The sequence below is a fragment of the Xanthomonas campestris pv. badrii genome (assembly GCF_012848175.1).
GTDB lineage: Bacteria > Pseudomonadota > Gammaproteobacteria > Xanthomonadales > Xanthomonadaceae > Xanthomonas > Xanthomonas campestris_C.
On sequence record NZ_CP051651.1, the window covers coordinates 570,967 to 591,827 of the forward strand.

A 20,861-nucleotide genomic window follows, 5' to 3' on the forward strand; every position below is an offset into this window, starting at 1 on the left:
CGCTGCAATGACTGAAACCTTTCTTGTTTACGCGCTGGCCATCGTGCTGGCGTGGCCCGTGGGCCGGTACCTGGCTGCGGTGATGCGCGGTGCCCCGATGCGGGGCGATGGCGTGTTCGGGCTGATCGAACGGCCCCTGTACGCGCTGCTCGGCACGCGCCCGCAGCAGGGCATGTCCTGGCGCGGTTACGCCATGGCGTTCGTGATCAGCAACCTGGTGGTCGGCCTGCTGACCTGGGTGGTGTTCATGACCCAGGCCTGGTTGCCGCTCAACCCCGATGCCATTGCCAACATGCGGTGGGATACCGCGCTGCACACCATGGTGTCGTTCCTCACCAACACCAATCAGCAGCACTACTCGGGCCAGTCGCAGTTGTCGTACCTGTCGCAGATGACCGGCATCGTCGGTCTGCAGGTGGTGACGCCGATGATGGGCCTGGCATTGGCGGTGGCAACGCTGCGTGCGTTGTTCGGTGGGCGCGCCATCGCACCCCCGTCTTATGGCACGCCGGCATCGGACGCAACGGCGAGCGCCAGCGCGGAGACACTTCCCGAAGCCGATGTCGGCAACTACTGGGCCGATGTCATCCGCGCCAGCGTGCGCGTGTTGCTGCCGCTGTGCCTGCTGTGGACCGTGCTGCTGGGCTGGCAGGGCGTGCCGTCCACGCTGCAGGGCGCGGCCACTGCCGTGCCGCTGGACAGCGGCGCCGGGATGGCCAGGCAGACCATTCCGGTAGGCCCGGTGGCGTCGATGGTGGCGGCCAAACAGCTCGGCACCAACGGTGGCGGCTGGTATGGCCCCAACAGCACGGTGGCGCTGGAAAACCCCACGCCGCTGAGCAACTTGCTGGAAACCCTGGCGCTGGTGCTGCTGCCGATGAGCGTGGTGTTCATGGTCGGCTATCTGACCGGGCGCAAACGGCTCACGGCGCTGGTGTTCGGCACCATGTTGACGATGTCGGCCGTGTCCACCGCGTTGTTGCTGTGGTCCGAAGCGCAGTCGGGGAGTTCCGCTTCGCCGGCGTTGATGGAAGGCAAGGAAGTGCGCATCGGCGCCGACGCCTCTGCGTTGTGGGCCGCGTTGACCACGCAGACCTCCAATGGCTCGGTCAATGCGATGCACGATTCGCTGGCACCGTTGAGCGGCCTGGTCACGCTGGTGGACATGCTGATCAATGCCATCTGGGGCGGCATCGGCTGCGGCTTGCAGCAGTTCGTGGTGTATCTGTTGCTGAGCGTGTTTCTGGCCGGTTTGATGACCGGGCGCACGCCGGAGTTGTTCGGCCGCAAGATCGAATCGCGCGAAGTGCAATTGCTGGCGCTGCTGATCCTGCTGCAGCCATTGGTGGTGTTGGGCTTTACCGCGGTGGCGCTGGCGGTGCCGGCGTTCACTGCCAATTCCAATCCCGGCTTTCATGGCATCAGCCAGGTGTTCTACGAGTACACCTCGGCGTTCGCCAACAACGGCTCGGGTTTCGAGGGGCTGGGCGATGCCACGTACTGGTGGAGCCTGAGTTGCGCGGTGGTGCTGGCCCTGGGCCGCTACCCGGCGCTGATCCTGCCGTTGATGGTGGCTGCGCGCATGGCGGTGAAGCGGCGCGCGCCCGAGTCGGCCGGCAGCCTGCAAGTCGAAACGCCCACCTTTGCGCTGACCCTGATGGCGATCGTGCTCGTGCTGACCGTGCTGCAGTTCATGCCGGCACTGGTGCTGGGCCCCATCGCCGAAGACCTCGCCCTGGCGGCGTCCTGAGACCGAGCAATGTCTACGATCGATATGAGTGAGAAGCGCGAACGCGGCAACGCCGCCTTGTTCGATGCTGCGGTGCTGGCTGCAGCGCTGCGCGCGGCCTTTATCAAGTTGTCGCCACGGCATCTGCTGCGCAGCCCGGTGATGGCCGTGGTGATGGGCGGTACCGTGCTGGCGGCGGTGATCACCGCCAGCGGTCAGGCGCATGCCGGCTTCGGCTGGGCGGTGACCGCCATCCTGTTCGTAACGGTGCTGTTCGGCAATTTCGCCGAGGCCATCGCCGAAGCGCGCGGCCGCGGCCAGGCCGCCTCGCTGCGCCGTGCACGCAAGGACCTGGTGGCGCGGCGGGTGGAAACCGCGCTGGGCGGCCGCGAGACGCGGGTGCCGGCGGCCGAGTTGCGCCCGGGCGATTACGTGATGGTGTCCGAGGGCGAATTCGTCCCCGCCGACGGTGAAATCGTGCGCGGTCTCGCCACCATCAACGAAGCGGCGGTCACCGGCGAATCGGCCCCGGTGCTGCGTGAGGCCGGCACCGATCGCAGTGGCGTGATCGGCGGCACGCGGGTGCTGTCCGACGAGATCGTGTTCAAGGTCACCGCCGAGCCGGGGCATAGTTTCCTGGATCGCATGATTGCGTTGGTGGAAGGCGCCAACCGGCAGAAGACGCCGAACGAGATCGCGCTGACCCTGCTGCTGGCGGCGATGACGCTGACCTTCCTGATCGTGGTGGCCTCGCTGCCGGCGATTGCGGGCTTTGCCGGCGTCACGCTCGATCCGCTGCTGCTGATCGCGTTGCTGGTGTGCCTGATCCCCACCACCATCGGCGGGCTGTTGCCGGCGATCGGTATCGCCGGCATGAATCGCGCGCTGTCGGCCAATGTGTTGGCCAAGTCCGGCAAGGCCGTGGAAGTGGCCGGCGACGTGGACGTGCTGTTGCTCGACAAGACCGGCACCATCACCTACGGCGATCGCCAGGCCACCGCGTTCCATCCGCTGGCTGGCATCGACCGCGCACAGCTGCGTGACGCAGCCATGCTGGCATCGCTGGCGGACCCGACGCCGGAAGGCAAGTCCATCGTCAAGCTGGCGCGCCAGCAAGGTGCGGTGGCGGTCGAGCCGGGGGCGCCATTGGATGCGGATCCCTCCGCAACGGACCGCGCATCCATGCGCGGGGTTCCGCATTACATCGCCTTCACCGCGCAGACGCGCATGTCCGGCGTGGATCTGGGCGGCCGCAGCATCCGCAAGGGCGCCGGCGATGCGATCGTGGCGTACGTGCAGGCGCAGGGTGCGACGGTCTCGCCGGAACTGCAGGGCCGCATCGAGGAAGTTGCGCGCGGCGGTGCCACGCCGCTGGTGGTGGCCGAAGGCCGGCATGTGCTGGGCGTGGTCGAGTTGAGCGACGTGGTCAAGCAGGGCATCAAGGAAAAGTTCGCGCAATTGCGGGCGATGGGCATCAAGACGGTGATGATCACCGGCGACAACCCGCTCACCGCTGCCGCCATTGCCGCGGAAGCCGGCGTGGACGACTACATCGCGCAGGCACGCCCGGAAGACAAGCTGGCACGCATCCGTGCCGAGCAGGCCGGCGGGCGACTGGTGGCGATGGTCGGCGACGGCACCAACGATGCCCCGGCGCTTGCCCAGGCCGACGTCGGCCTGGCGATGAACTCCGGTACGCAGGCGGCCAAGGAGGCCGGCAACATGGTCGACCTGGATTCGGATCCGGCCAAGCTGCTGGCAGTGGTCGAGGTGGGCAAGCAGCAGCTGATCACGCGTGGCGCCTTGACCACCTTCTCGCTGGCCAACGATGTGTCGAAGTATTTCGCGATCCTGCCGGCGTTGTTTGCGGCGGCGCCCGCTTCCATGGGAATGGGGTCGATGGCCGCGCTCAACGTGATGCAGCTCTCCAGCCCGCGGCATGCGGTGCTGGCGGCACTGATCTTCAACGCCTTGATCATTCCGGCCTTGATTCCGCTGGCGCTGCGCGGCGTGCGCTTCCGTCCTTCCAGCGCCACCGCGCTGCTGCGCCGGAACATGCTGATCTACGGCCTGGGCGGTGTGCTGCTGCCGTTCGCGGCCATCAAGCTGATCGACCTGGCGCTGGCCGCCACCCTGGGTACCTGAGTCATGACCACTTCTTCCAAGAGCACTGCCATGTCCACCTCCCTGCCATTGCGCGACGATGGCGTCCTGCGTGCCTCTATTGGCCTGGCCGCGTTCACGCTGCTCGGCCTGGGCCTGGCCTATTCGCTGGTCGCCACCGGCATCACCGGCGCGCTGTTTCCGGCGCAGGCGCAGGGCTCGCTGTTGCGCGCGGAGACGAAGGTGGTCGGCTCGGCACTGGTGGCGCAGCCGTTCACCGATGCACGTTACTTCCAGCCGCGCCCATCGGCGGCCAAGTACGACCTCACCGCTGCCGCCGGCAGCAACCAGGCGCGTTCCAACCCGGACCTGCAGGCGCGCATCGCCGCCACCCGTGCCGAAGTCGCCGCGCGCGACGGCATCGCCCCGGACGCGGTTCCCGGCGAGTTGCTGACCCAGTCCGGCAGCGGCCTGGACCCACACCTGAGCCCGGCCGGCGCGCAGGTCCAGGTGCGCCGCGTCGCCGCCGCCCGCGGCTGGCCGGAACAACGCGTCGCCGCACTCCTGCAGGCCGCCACCGAACAACCCCAGTTCGGCCTGCTTGGGCAGCCACGGGTGAATGTGCTGGCGCTGAATCTGGCGCTGGATCGCGCTGGGAATGGGGAAACGGGAACCGGGAATGGGGTGAAGCAAAAGCACTAGGATCATCGGGCAGCTGTAGGCTTTGCGATTCCCCATTCCCTATTCCCAATGATTGACTCCCGCACCCAACACGCCGACGCGCTGATCGGCGAACTGCAACGCGACCATGGCGGGCGGCTCACGGTCTTCCTGGGTGCGGCGCCCGGCGTGGGCAAGACCTACGCCATGCTGTCGCGGGCGCGCGAGCGTCTGCGGCAGGGCGTCGACGTGGTGGCCGGCGTGGTGGAAACCCACGGGCGCAGCGAAACCGCTGCGCTGCTGGACGGCCTGCCGCTGCTGCCACGCATGCGCGTGAACTACCAGGGACGGGTACTGGAAGAACTCGATCTGGATGCATTGCTGACGCGCAAGCCGCAGCTGGCGCTGATCGACGAGCTGGCGCACCGCAACGTGCCGGGCAGCCGGCACGAGCGCCGCTGGCAGGACATCGTGGAATTGCTCGATGCCGGAATCGATGTCTACACCACGGTCAACATCCAGCACCTGGAAAGCCTCAACGACATCGTGCTGCGCATCACCGGCGTGCGCGTGTCCGAAACCGTGCCCGATGCGGTGTTCGACCGCCTGCGCGACATCGTGCTGGTGGACCTGCCGCCACGCGAACTGATCGAGCGCCTGCAGCAGGGCAAGGTGTATCTGCCCGAACAGGCCACGCAAGCGCTACAGGCGTTTTTTTCGCCCTCCAACCTCACTGCCCTGCGCGAACTGGCGATGCAGACCGCCGCCGACCGCGTCGACAGCGATCTGCGCGACACCCAGGCCGCGCGCGGGCTGCCCGGCACGGCCGCGTTGCGCCGCCGCGTGGTGGTGGCCATCGATGGGCGTGGCAGTTCGGAGTACCTGGTGCGGGTGGCTCGGCGCCTGTCAGAGCGCCGCGATGCGCCGTGGACGGTGGTGACGGTGCAGACACGCACCGTGGCCGATGCGCACTGGCAGCTGGAGATCGATCGTGCCTTCGCGCTCACGCGCCGCCTCGGCGGCGATACCGCGCTGCTGCACGGCGCCAACGTGGCCGACGCCCTGCTGGATTTCGCCTCCCATAACGGCGTGTCCACGCTGCTGCTGGGGCGCACGCGCGAACGCCCGCTGGCGCGCATGTTCAACCGCACCCTGACCCAGCAACTGCTGCAGCGAGGCGCGCATTACGAACTGGTCATCGTCAGTTCCGCCGATGCGCGTGCACGCGCACGTCAGCGCTGGCGCAACCCGCGCCAGTGGCTGCAGCGCTACGACCTGGCCTTCGCGGCGATCGCGGCGGCCGCTGCGGTCGGCGTGGCGTGGCTGCTGCAGCGCTGGACCGATATCGACGACCTGTCGATGGTGTTCATCGTCGCGGTGGTGCTGGTGGCCTCGCGCACGCGCATGGCCGCGGCGGTGATCGCCGCGCTGCTGAGTTTTGTCGCCTACAACTTCTTCTTCATCGAACCGCGCTTCACCCTGCACATCAGCGCCCGCCAGGGCGTGGTGACGGTGTGCCTGTTCCTGATTGCCGCGCTGGTCGCCGGGCGGCTGGCCTCGCGCCTGCGCAGCCAGGTGCTGGCGCTACGCGCGGCCAATGCGCATGCCAACGCGCTGCAGGCGCTGGGCCGCCAGCTCAGTACCGCCGCCGATCTGGGGCAGGTGCTGGAGGCCGGCCGGCGTGCGCTGACCACCGCGCTGGATGCCGAGGTCTGGCTGCGCCTGGAGCAGCGCGAAAGCGAGGCGCCACCCAGCTTCGGCGCGCTCGACCGCAGTGCGGCGGAGTGGACCCAGCGCCACGGGCAGCCGGCCGGACGCTTCACCGATACCCTGGCCGGCGCGCAGTGGTGGTGCCTGCCGGTGCGACACGAGCGCGGCACCCTCGGCGTGGCGGCCTTGCGCTTGCGCCAGGGCGTGCAGCGGCCCGGCCTGGAGCAGCGCCGCCTGGCCGAAGCGATGGTGGACGATATCGGCCAGGCCGCGCTGCGCACGCGGCTGGTCGCCGACCTGGAGGGCGCGCGGGTGACCGGCGAAACCGAGCGGCTGCGCTCGGCGCTGCTGTCGTCGGTCTCGCACGACCTGCGCTCGCCGCTGGCCTCGATGATCGGTTCGGCCAGCAGCCTGGCCAGCTATGGCGATGCGATGGACGCGCAGGACCGCCACAGCCTGCTCGACACCATCCAGCTCGAAGGCGAGCGGCTGGATCGCTACATCCAGAACCTGCTCGACATGACCCGGCTCGGCCACACCGGGCTGACCTTGAATCGCGACTGGATCGGCGTGGACGAGTTGATCGGCTCGGCCACCCGCCGTCTGCAGCGCTACCAGCCGGAGGTGCGGCTGCAACTGGACCTGGCCCCCGACCTGCCGGCGATCTGGGTACATCCGGCGCTGGTGGAGCAGGCCATCTTCAACGTGCTGGAAAATGCGGCGAAATTTTCGCCACCCGGCATGGCGGTCACCGTGCAGGCGCAACTGCGCAATGGTGCGCTGCAGATCGACATCGGCGACCAGGGCCCCGGCATTCCCGAAGACGAGCGCGCGCGCATCTTCGACATGTTCTACAGCGTGGAGCGCGGCGACCGTGGCCGCCATGGCACCGGCCTGGGCCTGACCATCTGCCAGGGCATGATCGGTGCGCACGGCGGCAGCGTGGAGGCACTGGCCGGGGCACATGGTCAGGGCACCACGATTCGCATTACGCTGCCGCTGCTCCTCCCTGCCGCGCCACCACGCCCCGATGCCGACTGACCCTGCTGCCATCCCGCCCGCCCGCGTGTTGATCATCGACGATGAGCCGCAAATCCGCCGTTTTCTCGACATCAGCCTGCGTGCGCAGGGGTACCGCGTGCTGCAGGCCGGCACCGCCGAAGAAGGCCTGGCCACGCTGGCCGGGCAGGGCGCCGAACTGGTGGTGCTGGATATCGGCCTGCCCGATCGCGACGGCCACGAGGTGCTGCGCGAGATCCGCCAATGGTCCAGCGTGCCGGTGATCATGCTCACCGTCCGCGCCGGCGAAGCCGAAAAGGTCGCCGCACTCGATGCCGGCGCCAACGACTACGTCACCAAACCCTTCGGCGTGCAGGAACTGATGGCGCGCATCCGCGCGCTGCTGCGTCAGTCCGGCGCCGGCAGCACGGTGGAAGAAAGCGTGTTCGACGACGGCCGCCTGCATATCCACCTGGGCCTGCGCGAAGTCACCCTCAATGGCGAAGCGGTGCCGCTCAGCCGCAAGGAATACGCCCTGCTCGCGCTGCTGCTCAAGCACGCCGGCCGCGTGGTGACGCAACCGCAGTTGCTGCGCGAAGTGTGGGGCCCCACCCACGAAGAAGACACCCATTACCTGCGCATCCTGCTCGGCAAGCTGCGCCAGAAACTGCACGACGATGCCGCCGACCCGCATTACATCGTCACCGAGCCGGGCGTGGGGCTGCGGTTTATCGGTGTGACGCGCTGAGCGTATCTGGTGCGCCGGAGATGGATGACTGCGTGTATCAGGGGACGCGTTGCTGCCTGTAATCGACGGTGCCTTCGACGTACAGGATCATCTGCGCACACAGTTGCAGTCCGTGGTACCAGGGAAGGAAGTCATTGAGGGGGAGTCCAGCCATTGCAGCGTCGATGGTAAAGCTGCGCCATCGGACGGGAAGCTTGCTTTTGTTTCCGAAGTTCCATGCATTGTTGTGGCTGAAGGCGTTACGCAGATGCATCGCGAAGGCAAACCAGTCTTGGTCGCGTAATTCTTTGAACTCTTGCTTAGCCGCAGCGTAGTCCCCGGTCGCGGCCACGCTCTCCGACAGCATGCGCGCGTAAGCCGCGTCCATCGTCGAACGCGCCAGTCCAGCATGTACGGCAGCGTTGAAGGTTACGCGATACCCGTTCCCTGCCGACTCTGGAGACGTGTCGCCTTGGGTGATGGTGAAGCCCGATTCGGTGATATGGATGCGGTGTCGCGCTATTTCCGGGCCAGTCTCCGACGAGGTCAGCAGCGCATAACCTGCAGCGCTGTAGTGAAATGCATCGCGTGCTATCAACAGCCGTTCCAGCGCCTTGTTGCGGTGCGGATCGAGCGCGTTCCGAAGAAATTTGTTCATGGAGTGAGTATCCATAAGATTGTCACTGTGCGGGCAAGGTGGGCAACACCTTACCCGGATTCAAAATGCCATCCGGATCCAGCGCCGCCTTGATCGCGCGCATCGCCGCCAGCGTGGCCGGGTCGAAGGCCTGGGTCATGAAGTCGCGCTTGGCCACGCCGATGCCGTGCTCGCCGGAGAGTGTGCCTTCCAGCGACAGCACCAGCGCGAACACGCGCGGCAATGCGGCGTGAGCGCGTGCGTTTTCATCGGCATCGTCCGGGTCGTACATGATGTTGACGTGCAGGTTGCCGTTGCCGGCATGGCCGAAGGCGACGATGGGCAGCGCGAATTCCGCCGCCAGTGCTTCCACCCCGGCGACCAGCGCAGGAATGCGCGACACCGGCACCACCACGTCTTCGTTGATCTTGCCTGGCTTGATGGTGCGCAGTGCCGGCGATAATGCGCGCCGCGCAGCCCACAGCTTGTCGCGCGCGCTGCCGTCGGCGGCCACGTCCAGGCTCAGCACGCCCTCGCCATCGGCTGCGTCATGCAGGGCCTGCAACGCATAGGGCAGGGTGTCGTGATCGCCATCGGCTTCGATCAACAACATCGCGCCGGACTCGGGCACGTCGCTGCCATTGCGACGCAGCAGCGCAATGGCGCTGGCATCCATGAATTCCAGCATCGTCGGCGTGGTCGGTTGCGCCATCACCCGCGACACCGCTGCCGCCGCGCTGGCCGCATCGCGGTACAAGGCGCGCAGCCCGGCTTGCGCCACCGCGCGCGGCGTCAGCTTCAAGGTCGCTTCGACGATGATCGCCAGGGTGCCCTCGCTGCCGACCAATAGATGCGTGAGGTCGTAACCGGTGGAATTCTTGGTGTATGCACCGCCGCAGCGGATGACTTCGCCGGTGCCGGTGACGGCGACAAGGCCGAGCACGTTGTCGCGGGTGGCGCCATATTTCACCGCGCGCGGGCCGCCGGCATTGGTGGACAGATTGCCGCCGACGCTGCAGATGTCCGCGCTGGACGGATCCGGCGGCCAGAACAGGCCATGCGGCTGCAAGGCCTGCTGCAATTGGCCGTTGAGCAGGCCCGGTTGCACGATGGCGCAGCGATCGGCCGGACGCAGCGCAAGGATGCGATCCATGCGTGCCATCGACATCACCACGCCGCCGGAAAACGGCACCGCCGCACCGGTGGTGCCGGTGCCGGCGCCGCGCGCCACGATCGGCACGCCATGCGCGCGGCAGGCCTGCACGATCGCCACCACATCCTCGGTATCGCCCGGCAAGGCGACGGCGGCGGGCAACGCCCAGCGGCGCGAATCGTCCTCGCCATAGCGGCGGCGCGCGTCGTTGCCGGTCAACCAGCCATCGGCACCGAGGCGCGCTGCCAACAGGTCGGACAGTGCGGCGGGAAGTACGTCGGTCATCGCATCTGATCCTGTGGTGTCGTGCGCTGGATGCATCTCCAGCCCAGCATGGCGACGGTGAGCGGCAGCCAGACCCAACGCAGCTCGGAGAGCAGCGTGTTCAGGCCGCGCGCGTTGAAAAAGCCGCTGGCGAACGGCGACACGCGAATGGGCCGCCACGGTGCGAACCAGCGTGTCTGGTCCCACGGCCAGCCTAGTGCCACGCCCAGGCCGCCGGAGGTCATCGCATCCAGCAGCGGGTGCGATGCGGCGCAGACGAACAAAAACACAGCCGCCTGCACGGCATCGGCACGCAACAGCCGATGCGCCGCGCCGCCGAACAATGCCATCACTGCGGCGAACAACAACGAGTGGCTGGCACCGCGATGGCCGAACGCGTCGGCATACGGGATGTGCAACGCAAAGGCCGCCACGTCGGCGTCTGGCAGCATCGCCGCCAGCACACCGGCAGCCAGCAGGCGTGGCGAGATGCGGCCGCGTTCGCTGGCGCACCAAAGCGCAAGCGGAACCGCGGCGTGGGTCATGATGGTCGGCATCGGATGGCGGTGCGGGCTTCTGGAAGAATCAGCAATCGTCGGCGCGGAACGCGTCGCGGATCCAGTGCAGTTGCGGCGGTTCGCCACTGGCGTCCACCACATCGAAGCGGCACGGCAGCGCTGCCAGTGCAGGGTGAGAGCCAAGAAACAACTGCGCCGCCAATACCAGCTTGCGGCGCTTGCGCAGATCCACCGACGCCGCGCCGCCGCCGAAGCGGGCATCGCGGCGGTAGCGCACCTCCACGAACACCAGCATCTGGCCGTCGCGCATCACCAGATCCAGTTCGCCGCCGCGGTAGGTGGCATTGCCTGCCACCCGCCGCAGGCCGGCCTGCTCCAGCAACGCGCAGGCCGCGGCTTCCACCGCCGCCCCGCGTTGCTGGCGCGCTGCCGGCATGGGCCTCAGCGGCCGTCGGCGATCGGCGTCGGGCGGCCACCGTTGAAGGTGGACCAGGCCGGCGTGCGCAACACATTGCCGAAGCCATCCAGATGCAGGGTGCCGGTGGCGCCGCGCAGGCCGCCATCGGTGCCGGTGGCGAGTTTTTCCAGATACGCACTGATCTTCCAGGCGTCGTAGCCGAACGCGAACAGGCGGGCGGCCGGGCCGCGTGCGCTGGGCAGCGTGCTGGCGACCTGGCTGGCCGCCGGCAGACCGGATACGCCCAGGGCGGTCCAGGTCTCGCTCGGGTAGACGATGCCATCCAGCGCCAGGTCGTCTTCGACCTTGCCGGTGCCGGCCACCAGCTGCGAAGTGCCCACGCGCGATTTGCCGGCAAACCCGGCCAGCGCCAGCTGTGGGGCCAATGCGCGCGCGGTGTTGCCGCGTACCGCCAGGAACACCGCATCGGCGGTGCCGTAATTGCGCAGTTGCGCGCCGATGTCGCCCGGCGCATCGGCCACGCTGATGCTGCCGACCACCGTGCCACCGCGTTCGCTGAAGCGGTCGCGGAAGGCCTTGATGGTGCGCTTGCCGTTGTCGTCGCTGGTGCCAACGATCAGCACGTTGCGGCGCTCGCGCGAGAGCAGGTATTCGGCGGCCATGATGCCGTCGTCTTCCGGCGCCAGCGAGAAGCCCGCGCTACCGGTCGGCGGTGCCTTGTTGTCGGCGGGGCGGTTGAGCGCCAGCACCGGCACCGCAAGCTGACCGCGCGCGAACAACGCGCTGACCTCGTCGCGACCCAATGGGCCGACCACGTAATCGACACCAGCGTTCACTGCCTTGTCGTAGGCGGCGTTGGCACCGGCGGCGGTGCCGGCGGTGTCGAAGAACTGCACCTCCGGGCGGCGGCGGGTTTCGGCGTAATAGCCGGCCAGCAGGCCATCTCGCACCGGGGCAGAGGCGGTGGCCAGGTTGCCGGTGAGCGGCAACAACACGCCCAGCTTGACCGGCGGGCGATACCCGTCGCGCTCGGCTGGCGGACGCTTGCTGGTGTCGAAGCCCCATTGCGCATCGCGCTCGAACGCGCGCGGCAGCCCGAGCCCGCGGCTGATCAGCGCGCGTCCGGCGAAGTTGTACAGCGGGTCGCCGGCCGGCAGTGCGGCGGTACGGCCTTTGAGCGTTGCATCGTCCAGCGCGGCCAGCAGGCGCACGATGGCGCGCTGGTTGTCGCTGCGCGCGGTGCCGGTCAGGCTGGCGTCGGCGCGCGCACGCGCGGCGGCGGCGCCGAACAGGTCGCCGGTGGCTTCCAGTGCGGCGGCGTGGGCCAGCAGCCAGCGCGTCTGCAGCGGCTGGGTCAGCCCCTGCGGACTGTCGCCCAGCGCCTGCAGCGCTTGCGCGCCCTGCTTGTCGATCACCGCCAGCTCGCCGGTCAGCAGCCCGAAGCGGGCGCGGTCTTCGCCGCTCAGGTGGCGTGCGTTGACCTGCGCCAGCAGCGTGCGCGCACGCGCATCGTCGCCGGCGTCGTGCCAGCCGAACGCGGCGGCGGCCAGCAAGCGGCTGCGCTGCGCACCACTGGCGCTGGCGGCCTCGGCTTCCAGCTGCTGCGCCGCCTCGCGCGGCTTGCCCTGGTCCAGCAGCGCCAGCGCCGCGCTCTGCGTCGGCGAGGCGGTCTGGGTGACACTGCTGGTGGCGCAGCCGGCGGCCAGCATGACCAGCAGCGACAGGGCGGAGATCCTTGCAACACGCTTGTTCATTTCAGATCCATTGGACAGGGGCCGCCAGGGCGGTCCGTTGAAAACCGCTACGATTCTACCCTTTGCCCCCGGAAGACCGCTGATGATGTCCCCTGGAACCCTGCACGTGGTCGCCACGCCGATCGGCAACCTGGCCGACCTGTCGCCCCGCGCGCAGGAGGTGTTGCGTGGCGTGGCCGCGATCTGCGCCGAAGACACCCGCCACACCCGCCAGTTGCTCAGCCATTTCGGCATCGACCGCCCGCTGCTGGCCCTGCACGACCACAACGAAGAGGCCATGTCCGAGCGCATCGTGGCGCGCCTGCGCGAGGGCGAGTCGCTGGCCATCGTCAGCGACGCCGGCACCCCGCTGGTCAGCGACCCCGGCTTCAAGCTGGTGCGCGCCGCCCGCGCGGCCGGCATCAAGGTCAGCCCCGTACCCGGCGCCTGTGCGGCGATTGCCGCGCTCAGTGTGGCCGGCCTGCCCAGCGACCGCTTCGGCTTCGAAGGCTTCCTGCCGGCCAAGAGTGCCGCCCGCCGCGAGCGCCTGGCGCACCTGGCCGGCGAGACCCGCACCCTGGTGTTCTACGAATCCTCGCACCGCATCGTCGACTCGCTGGCCGACCTGCGCCTGGCCTTCGGCGACGACCGCCCGGCGGTGATCGCCCGCGAACTCACCAAACTGTTCGAAACCGTGCTCGACGGCACCCTGGCGCAGCTGCAGGCACAGGTCGAAGCCGACGACAACCAGCGCAAGGGCGAGTTCGTGGTGATGGTGCAGGGCGCCACCGACGCCGCCGACGGCCAGCTGGCCGAAGGCCGCCGCGTCTACGCCAAGCTCGCCGAACACCTGCCGCCGTCCACCGCCGCCAAGCTGGCCGCGGAGCTGACCGGTGCGCCGCGCAAGGCGTTGTATGGCGGCTAGGTCTGACATCGCCGGAGCACGTTCGGCCGTGCTCGTGGTGTCTCCGCAAGCCTCTTCGCGCCCGGGTACGTTCCTACCGCGCCATCGCATGCTGGACGCGCTGCGCCGTTCTGCACAGCAGCGATAGCGTAGAATGCGCCCCGGCGGAGTCGGCCAGACAGTCGCGTCACTCGCAAGGGTGCCGAGGAAAGTCCGGGCTCCACAGGGCAAGGTGCCAGGTAACGCCTGGGCGGCGCAAGCCGACGGAAAGTGCAACAGAAAGATACCGCCTACGTCCCTCGTCACCCCTCTGCCGCCGCTGGAACGTGCCGGCGATGCATCGCATCGCCAAGTGCGCCCGGAGGCCGCAGAGGGGTGGCGAGGGGCCGGTAAGGGTGAAATGGTGCGGTAAGAGCGCACCGCGAGTCCGGTAACGGACCGGCACGGCAAACCCCACCTGGAGCAAGACCAAATAGGGATCCATTGGCGTGGCCCGCGCTGGATCCGGGTAGGTTGCTTGAGCGCTGCGGTGACGTAGCGCCTAGACGAATGACTGTCCACGACAGAACCCGGCTTATCGGCCGGCTCCGCCGCCTTTTTTGGGCGTAGGCCCAAAAAAGGCGCCCACGCTTCGTACCGCCGTTGGCGGTACAAAACGCGGGTCCCGCTCCGTGGCATGCCAGAACCCCGCGGCTGTCGCCGCGCCCCCTTGACTCAAGGGGGCTTGCAGGTAGGTGGTTGGCTGGGGTGCTTGCGCGCTACCTGATCTGCTCCCTTCCACCGCTTGCGGGGGAAGGTGCCCGAAGGGCGGATGGGGGGAGCAGTTCGTACCGGTTGCGGCAATAAAAAAGCGTGGGTCCCGGCTCCGGGCATGCCAAAACCCGCGGCTGTCGCCGCGCCCCCTTGACGCAAGGGGGCTTGCAGGTAGGTGGTTGGCTGGGGTGCTTGCGCGCTATCTGATCTGCTCCCTTCCACCGCTTGCGGGGGAAGGTGCCCGAAGGGCGGATGGGGGGAGCAGTTCGTACCGGTTGCGGCAATAAAAAAGCGTGGGTCCCGGCTCCGGGCATGCCAAAACCCGCGGCTGTCGCCGCGCCCCCTTGACGCAAGGGGGCTTGCAGGTAGGTGGTTGGCTGGGGTGCTTGCGCGCTATCTGATCTGCTCCCTTCCACCGCTTGCGGGGGAAGGAGCCCGAAGGGCGGATGGGGGAGCAGTTCGTACCGGTTGCGGCAATAAAAAAGCGTGGGTCCCGGCTCCGTGCATGCCACAACCCCCGCGGCTGTCGCCGCGCCCCCTCGACTCAAGGGGTTGCAGATGGGTGGTTGGCCGGGGTGCTTGCGCGCTACCTGATCCACTCCCTTCCACCGCTTGCGGGGGAAGGTGCCCGAAGGGCGGATGGGGGCGAGTGTTTCGCTCTGGCCGTCCTGGCGGCAAATCGGGCGTCACGCGCTGCGATCCTGGATCAACCGATGCTTCAGCGTGCGCAACCAGCCGCGACCTGCGTCGTGGGTCTTCTCGCTCACGCTGCGGGTGTCAGCGTGCTGCCTAGCCGAATGAGCGAGTGAACAGCTCGTCCAGGGCGTCGACGATGCGCTGCCCTTCGTCCTTCAATGAGCCAGCCGGCTGGGTGAGTGCCGAGAGCGGGACCGAGGTCATTTCCAGCGGTTGCAGGACGACGCGGTGGCCGGCGACCACGAATTCGGGGGTGAAGCGGGATGGCGTCGGGGAGTGCGCGGATGTGCTGACCAATGGCACGACGACGCGGCGCGGGGAGGCATCGAAGATCTTCGACTGCACGACCACCACATAAGGAATGTTCTTGTTGCGTCCGACGTTGGCGTAGACATCGAACTGGTCGGTCATAGCGTGGAGAACTCGTCGGCAAAAGAGCCGTGCGCGTCGGTGAAGGTCTTCCATTCGCTCGCGGCGCGCTGCAACTCCATCGCCCTGGCGCTGTGGGTGTCGCGTTCCCTGGCTACGTACTCGGCCAGCAATTCCTCCACCTTGGCCGACAGGTTGCCGGTCATCGCGCGGGCTTGCGAGGCCAGGTCGGCGTTGATGGTCAGATTCAGTGGCTTCTTCTGCGCAGAAACATCGTAGTAGCGGTTCATGCGTTGGCTCCTCGGTCATGCGCACGCTATGCGCATGATTTTGGATTGTCAACGCTTCCCCGGGATTTCCAGACGTGTTTCGCCCTGGAAGACTCCGTTCGGGCCGAAGCGGCGCTCGTGGATGAAGCCGTGGCCGTGATGGTCGACCGCCACGATGGTGCTGGCGCGGGTGCCGTAACTGGGGCCGGCAATGAAGGCGGCCGAGAGCAGGCGCTCGGTGGACAGGTCCACGCCGGTACTCGGGAGGGTGTGGTCGGGCGCGGTGGCGGGATTGCCCAGCGCGTCCCACAGCGGTTGCAGGTCGTCGCTGTCGTGGGCGCACCAGTCGTGCAGGGCGCCGGTCAATGCGCGCGTCTTCGGCCACGGCGTGTCCAGCGGGCCGTTGGATATGCCGTGGATGCCCGGCTCCAGCCGGCGCGCCAGCGGTGGGTGGTTGCTCAGGTGCTCGCAGCGGTCGGCGTCGCACAGCAAAAGATTGAAAGGTGGGAACTCGTCGGCGGCGCCGGCCAGTGTGTTGGCGTACGCGGTGGCGTCCAGGCTGCCGGACAGGTAGTCCGCAATCAGATGCCCGCGCGAGCGGCCCGAGGCGGTGGCGAGCGGATCGCGCACGTTGGTGACCACGGCAACGCGGCCGTCGCTGCCCAGCCCGACCCAGCTGCCGCCCGAGCGCAGGTCGCGCCCGGCCAGCACGCTGTCGGCGGGCGCCGCCCAGCGCGCCAACGGGGCGGTCGGTCTCTCATGGAATTCGTCGCGGTTGCCGGCCAGCAGCAGGCGCCAGCGCGGGTGGGTTTTCCAGGCAAGAGCGACCAAGCACATGGTGCCGATTGTCGCCGGTTTGCGCAGTTGCGGTGTGCAGCTGGCGCAGCGTGAAGTGAGACCGGGGTCGGATTTACATGGCCTTCACGGCCCTGAATTTTCGTTCAATCTCAAAATCTGAGACGAAACAGCAACTTGTGGATAAGCTTTGAACAAGTCTCTAAAGAGTGCTGCAACTCATTGATGCGACTAGCGATTTGCCACCTTGAAAACTGTTGACAACCTTTGACGCGCTGCTAATGTGGGCATCGGAGGGAAAACCAGGTGTTTTGTGGTTTTTCGTGGTTCAATGATCCCCCAGCGGGTATTCGAGGTTGCATTCGGTGTTTCAGGGCGAGACTGCCATCACGGTGGACGACAAAGGGCGCATGGCGGTACCTACCGCATACCGCGACCTTGTTGCGCGCGTGAGCGGTAACCGCCTTGTGCTCACCTACAACCCCTTCGAAGCCGGCTGTTTGTGGCTGTATGCGGAAAAGGAGTGGGAGCGGGTGCGCGACGATGTGATGTCCAAGCCCAACACCCAGCGCGTGGTCCGCACGCTGCAACAGAAGCTGGTGGGTTCATCCGCCGTGCTGGAGCTGGACGCCAATGGCCGTCTGAGCATTCCGGCCAGCCACCGCAATGCGGTCGGCATCGAAAAAAAGGCCGTGCTGCTGGGCATGGGCGACAAGTTCGAACTCTGGAGCGAGCAGGCACATCGCGCACTGATCCAGCAGACATTGTCTGACGGGGATCTGGGCGATGAATTGCTCGATCTCAGGTTGTGAGCCGGGGTGCCCGGATGCGCGGTGAAGCGCAGCCCGGTCACCCGGTGTCGCAGCCGCCGGCGGCGCATGTGCCGGTGCTGTACACGCAGGTGTTGGACGGCCTGCAGGTGACCGACAACGGAACGTATCTCGATGGCACGTTCGGGCGTGGCGGACACGCACGTGGCGTGCTGGAACACCTTGGGCCGGGAGGTCGACTGCTGGTGATGGACAAGGACCCTGAAGCGATCGCGGTGGCCGAACAGAGCTTCGGTGGCGATGCGCGCGTGTCCATCCATCGCGGCAGTTTCGCCACGCTTGGCCAGGTGGTCGCGGCCGCAACGGTGGACGGCATCCTGCTGGATCTGGGCGTGTCTTCGCCGCAGCTGGATGTGGCCGGGCGGGGTTTCAGCTTCGGCAAGGACGGCCCGCTGGACATGCGCATGGACCCGGACAGCGGCCAGAGCGCAGCCGACTGGCTTGCGCAGGCCAGCGACCGTGAGATCGCCGATGTGCTATGGACCTATGGCGAAGAACGTCAGAGCCGGCGCATCGCACGGGCCATCGTGGCGCGTCGCGCCGAACAGCCGCTGCTGCGCACCGCCCAACTGGCCGATCTGATCGCATCGGTGATGCCGCGCGGCGACAGCAAGACGCATCCGGCCACGCGCAGCTTTCAGGCCATCCGCATCCACATCAATCGCGAGCTGGCCGATCTGGAAGCCGGGCTGGACGCTGCGCTGGACGCGCTCAAGCCGGGCGGCCGCCTGGCGGTGATCAGCTTCCACTCGCTGGAAGACCGCATCGTCAAGCAATTCATGGCCCGCTACGCCAAGGCCCCGCCGAGCAATCGCCGCCTGCCCGAAGCGCAGCCGTTCGTGCCGACGCTGCAGTTGATCAGCGGCGCGATCAAGGCCGACGACGCCGAATTGAACATCAATCCCCGCGCCCGCAGCGCGGTGTTGCGGGTGGCTGAGAAGCTGGGAATGGGGAATGGGGAATCGAGAATGGGCAAAGGCGACAGCGCCGCTGCTTCCCGATTCCCGACTCCCGATTCTCCATTCCCGGCGTCTCCGAACGGAGACGCTGCATGAGCCGCCTGCTGCTCATCGTGCTGCTGGCCTGCAGCATCGCCTCGGCGATCGGGGTGGTGTACATGCGCCACATGCACCGCAAGTTGTTCGTGCAGTTGTCCAAGCTCGAGCACACGCGCGATGAATTGAACATCGAGTTCGGCCGGCTGCAGCTGGAGCAGGCCACCTGGGCGGAAAGCAACCGGGTCGATCAGGTCGCGCGCGCGCGCATCGGGATGAAGTTCCCGGAGACCAACGACATCGTGGTCGTGCGCCCATGAAACATCTGCACGACAGCCGTGTTGCATGGCGCAGCGGCGCACACGCAGGTGTCGCCATGACACAACGGCAGGACAGCCGTTGTGCACGGCGCAGCCGCCCGCAGGGCGGCGCACACGCAGGTGTCGCCATGACACAACGGCAGGACAGCCGTTGTGCACGGCGTAGCCGCCCGCAGGGCGGCGCACACGCAGGTGTCGCCATGACACAACGGCAGGACAGCCGTTGTGCACGGCGCAGCCGCCCGCAGGGTGGCGCATACGCAGGTGTCGCCATGACACAACGGCAGGACAGCCGTTGTGCACGGCGCAGCCGCCCGCAGGGTGGCGCATACGCAGGTGTCGCCATGACACAACGGCAGGACAGCCGTTGTGCACGGCGCAGCCGCCCGCAGGGTGGCGCACACGGAGGTGCGCCATGAAGACCGGTCGCAACCGTCCCCGCAGCAACTTCAACCTGCGCGGCCGCCTGACCCTGGTCGGCGTGGCGCTGGGCCTGTGCTCGGTCACCCTGATCGGCCGCGCGGCGTACGTGCAGCTGATCAACCGCGATTTTTACCAGCGCCAGGGCGAAGCGCGTTACCTGCGTGAGCTGCCCATCGCCACCTCGCGCGGCATGATCACCGACCGCAACGGCGAGCCGCTGGCGGTGTCCACGCCGGTGGAATCGATCTGGGTCAACCCGCAGGAACTGCTGCGCAATCCGGACCGCATCCCCGAGCTCGCCACCGCGCTCGGCCAGCCGCTGGACGAGTTGAATGCCAAGCTGGCGCAGAAGGCCAGCAAGGAATTCATGTACCTACAGCGCCGGATCAATCCGGACAAGGCGCATGCGATCGTGGACCTGAAGATTCCCGGCGTGTTCTCGCAGCGCGAGTTCCGCCGCTTCTATCCGCAGGGCGAGGCGATGGCCCACGTGCTGGGCTTCACCAACATCGACGACCGCGGCCAGGAAGGGCTGGAGCTGGCCTTCGACGAATGGTTGCGCGGCAAGCCGGGCTCCAAGAAGGTGGTGCGCGATGCGCGCGGCGCCATCGTGGAGAGCGTGGACCTGGTGCGTCCGGCGCAGCCGGGCAAGGACCTGACCCTGAGCATCGACCGCCGCATCCAGTTCCTGGCCTACAAGGAGCTGCGCAACGCGCTGGTCGAAAACAACGCCGCCGGCGGGTCGATGGTGGTGATGGACGTGGCCACCGGCGAAGTGCTGGCGATGGTCAACCTGCCGACCTACAACCCCAATTCGGTGACCGGCATCAACCCGTCGGCGCGCCGCAATCGCGCGGTCACCGATCTGGTGGAGCCGGGTTCGACGATGAAGCCGCTGACCGTGGCTACCGCGCTGACTGCCGGCGTGGTGACCAAGGACACCGTCATCGACACCAATCCCGGCTACATGTCGGTGGGGCGCTTCACCATTCGCGATGTGCCGCGCAACAACGGTGTCCTCAACGTCACCGGGGTGATCACCCGCAGCTCCAACATCGGCGCGGCCAAGATCGCAGCCAAGGTGCCGGACCAGACCTTCTACCAGTCGATCCGCAACTTTGGTTACGGCAGCGCGCCGCATAGCGGATTTCCGGGCGAATCGTCCGGCGTGGTGCTGCAGCCGCAGCGGTGGAGCGGCCCGTCCAAGACGACCATGTCCTACGGCTACGGCCTGTCGGTGACGCCGCTGCAGATTGCGCAGGCCTATGCCACGTTGGGCAATGGCGGCAAGCTGACACCGCCGACCTTCGTGCGTGGCCAACATAACGAGTCGCGCCAGGTGGTCACGCCGGAAGTGGCGCGCGAAGTCATCGACATGATGGAAACCGTGGTTACCCAAGGCGGCGCCAAGGGCGCGGCGATCCTGGGCTATCACGTGGCCGGCAAGACCGGCACCGCGCGCAAGAACGGCGCCGGCGGCTACGAGCGCGGGCATTACAACGCGCTGTTTGCCGGCCTGGTGCCGGCCAGTCGCCCGCGCTTTGCCACCGTCATCGTGATCAACGATCCGCAGGGCAAGGTGTACTACGGCGGCCTGGTGTCGGCGCCGGTGTTCCACAAGGTGATGGAAGGCGCGCTGCGCCTGATGGACGTGCCGCCGGACGACATCCAGTCGTGGCTGGCTGCGCAGGCGGCCGGCAAGACCGGTCAGCCGGTGGTCAAGCCGCAGCCGGCCGAACCGGATCCGGCGCTGGTGCCCGATCCGGTAGACGAAGTGTCTGCGGGCATTCCGACTGCGATCGCACCGCCGGCCACGCCCGCGCAGCCGGCGCCGTTGCAGGAGACCCGCCAGTGAG

Annotated in this window: 18 protein-coding genes and 1 other RNA gene; 11 read left to right on the forward strand and 8 right to left on the reverse strand. The window is 67.7% G+C overall.

From position 1 onward, the window contains the following. Window positions 1-7: 7 nt before the first annotated feature. The 5 genes from kdpA to HG421_RS02315 are packed head-to-tail and all read left to right on the forward strand — an operon-like array spanning window position 8 to window position 7,949. On the forward strand, window positions 8-1,750 hold the full coding sequence (kdpA, locus tag HG421_RS02295; protein ID WP_169704859.1) for a potassium-transporting ATPase subunit KdpA: 1,743 nt from the start codon (window positions 8-10) through the stop codon (window positions 1,748-1,750). Between the two features lie 9 nt (window positions 1,751-1,759). Then, window positions 1,760-3,874, forward strand: a complete 2,115-nt coding sequence (gene kdpB, locus HG421_RS02300) for a potassium-transporting ATPase subunit KdpB (protein ID WP_169704861.1) — start codon at window positions 1,760-1,762, stop codon at window positions 3,872-3,874. A 30-nt stretch (window positions 3,875-3,904) separates the two neighbouring features. Beyond that, entirely contained in the window at window positions 3,905-4,534 is a 630-nt protein-coding gene (gene kdpC / locus HG421_RS02305) for a potassium-transporting ATPase subunit KdpC (protein ID WP_169704863.1), read from the forward strand. 48 nt (window positions 4,535-4,582) lie between these two features. Beyond that, a complete protein-coding gene (locus HG421_RS02310) occupies window positions 4,583-7,243 on the forward strand; it encodes a sensor histidine kinase (protein WP_169704865.1) in 2,661 nt (886 codons plus the stop codon). Continuing rightward, the gene (locus HG421_RS02315) at window positions 7,233-7,949 is read left to right on the forward strand and encodes a response regulator (protein WP_169704867.1); all 717 of its coding nucleotides are present in this window, start codon (window positions 7,233-7,235) and stop codon (window positions 7,947-7,949) included. The genes HG421_RS02310 and HG421_RS02315 overlap by 11 nt, the downstream gene beginning before the upstream one ends. Before the next feature lie 37 nt (window positions 7,950-7,986). Here HG421_RS02315 and HG421_RS02320 read toward each other — a convergent pair whose 3' ends face one another. The 5 genes from HG421_RS02320 to HG421_RS02340 all read right to left on the reverse strand — a co-directional run bounded on the left by HG421_RS02320 (window position 7,987) and on the right by HG421_RS02340 (window position 12,672). Beyond that, window positions 7,987-8,538, reverse strand: coding sequence for a hypothetical protein (locus tag HG421_RS02320; protein WP_169708063.1), 552 nt, complete (start codon window positions 8,536-8,538; stop codon window positions 7,987-7,989). Between the two features lie 70 nt (window positions 8,539-8,608). Then, window positions 8,609-10,003: an FAD-binding oxidoreductase gene (locus tag HG421_RS02325; protein ID WP_169704869.1), complete on the reverse strand. Its 1,395-nt coding sequence runs from the start codon at window positions 10,001-10,003 to the stop codon at window positions 8,609-8,611. Next, window positions 10,000-10,539: a metal-dependent hydrolase gene (locus HG421_RS02330; RefSeq protein WP_169704871.1), complete on the reverse strand. Its 540-nt coding sequence runs from the start codon at window positions 10,537-10,539 to the stop codon at window positions 10,000-10,002. Before HG421_RS02330 ends, HG421_RS02325 begins: the two co-directional genes overlap by 4 nt. Before the next feature lie 28 nt (window positions 10,540-10,567). Continuing rightward, window positions 10,568-10,936, reverse strand: coding sequence for a YraN family protein (locus HG421_RS02335; RefSeq protein WP_169704873.1), 369 nt, complete (start codon window positions 10,934-10,936; stop codon window positions 10,568-10,570). A 5-nt stretch (window positions 10,937-10,941) separates the two neighbouring features. Continuing rightward, window positions 10,942-12,672, reverse strand: a complete 1,731-nt coding sequence (locus tag HG421_RS02340) for a penicillin-binding protein activator (protein WP_169704875.1) — start codon at window positions 12,670-12,672, stop codon at window positions 10,942-10,944. A gap of 82 nt (window positions 12,673-12,754) precedes the next feature. Between HG421_RS02340 and rsmI the strand changes: the two genes are divergently transcribed. Beyond that, the gene (gene rsmI / locus HG421_RS02345; protein ID WP_169704877.1) at window positions 12,755-13,576 is read left to right on the forward strand and encodes a 16S rRNA (cytidine(1402)-2'-O)-methyltransferase; all 822 of its coding nucleotides are present in this window, start codon (window positions 12,755-12,757) and stop codon (window positions 13,574-13,576) included. A gap of 145 nt (window positions 13,577-13,721) precedes the next feature. Further along, window positions 13,722-14,148: RNase P RNA component class A (gene rnpB, locus HG421_RS02350), an RNA gene on the forward strand. 949 nt (window positions 14,149-15,097) lie between these two features. Here rnpB and HG421_RS02355 read toward each other — a convergent pair. From HG421_RS02355 to HG421_RS02365, 3 genes are read right to left on the reverse strand one after another with little or no spacing between them, the layout of a single operon-like run. After that, on the reverse strand, window positions 15,098-15,415 hold the full coding sequence (locus HG421_RS02355) for a CcdB family protein (protein ID WP_169704879.1): 318 nt from the start codon (window positions 15,413-15,415) through the stop codon (window positions 15,098-15,100). Further along, complete coding sequence (locus HG421_RS02360; protein ID WP_169704881.1) at window positions 15,412-15,663, reverse strand: type II toxin-antitoxin system CcdA family antitoxin; 252 nt, start codon at window positions 15,661-15,663, stop codon at window positions 15,412-15,414. The genes HG421_RS02355 and HG421_RS02360 overlap by 4 nt, the downstream gene beginning before the upstream one ends. A gap of 48 nt (window positions 15,664-15,711) precedes the next feature. Beyond that, window positions 15,712-16,479 carry an NRDE family protein gene (locus tag HG421_RS02365; protein ID WP_169704883.1) on the reverse strand — a complete coding sequence of 256 codons (768 nt, stop codon included), beginning with the start codon at window positions 16,477-16,479 and terminating at the stop codon, window positions 15,712-15,714. A 314-nt stretch (window positions 16,480-16,793) separates the two neighbouring features. On the opposite strand from HG421_RS02365, the gene mraZ reads away from it, so the two are divergent. The 4 genes from mraZ (at window position 16,794) to HG421_RS02385 (ending at window position 20,860) form a co-directional block, all read left to right on the forward strand. Continuing rightward, a complete protein-coding gene (gene mraZ / locus HG421_RS02370; RefSeq protein ID WP_005910933.1) occupies window positions 16,794-17,249 on the forward strand; it encodes a division/cell wall cluster transcriptional repressor MraZ in 456 nt (151 codons plus the stop codon). A gap of 14 nt (window positions 17,250-17,263) precedes the next feature. Beyond that, a complete protein-coding gene (gene rsmH / locus HG421_RS02375; protein ID WP_169708064.1) occupies window positions 17,264-18,322 on the forward strand; it encodes a 16S rRNA (cytosine(1402)-N(4))-methyltransferase RsmH in 1,059 nt (352 codons plus the stop codon). Beyond that, entirely contained in the window at window positions 18,319-18,582 is a 264-nt protein-coding gene (gene ftsL / locus HG421_RS02380; RefSeq protein WP_005991913.1) for a cell division protein FtsL, read from the forward strand. The genes rsmH and ftsL overlap by 4 nt, the downstream gene beginning before the upstream one ends. 415 nt (window positions 18,583-18,997) lie before the next feature. After that, the gene (locus HG421_RS02385) at window positions 18,998-20,860 is read left to right on the forward strand and encodes a peptidoglycan D,D-transpeptidase FtsI family protein (protein WP_169704885.1); all 1,863 of its coding nucleotides are present in this window, start codon (window positions 18,998-19,000) and stop codon (window positions 20,858-20,860) included. The last annotated feature ends 1 nt before the right edge of the window (window position 20,861 follow it).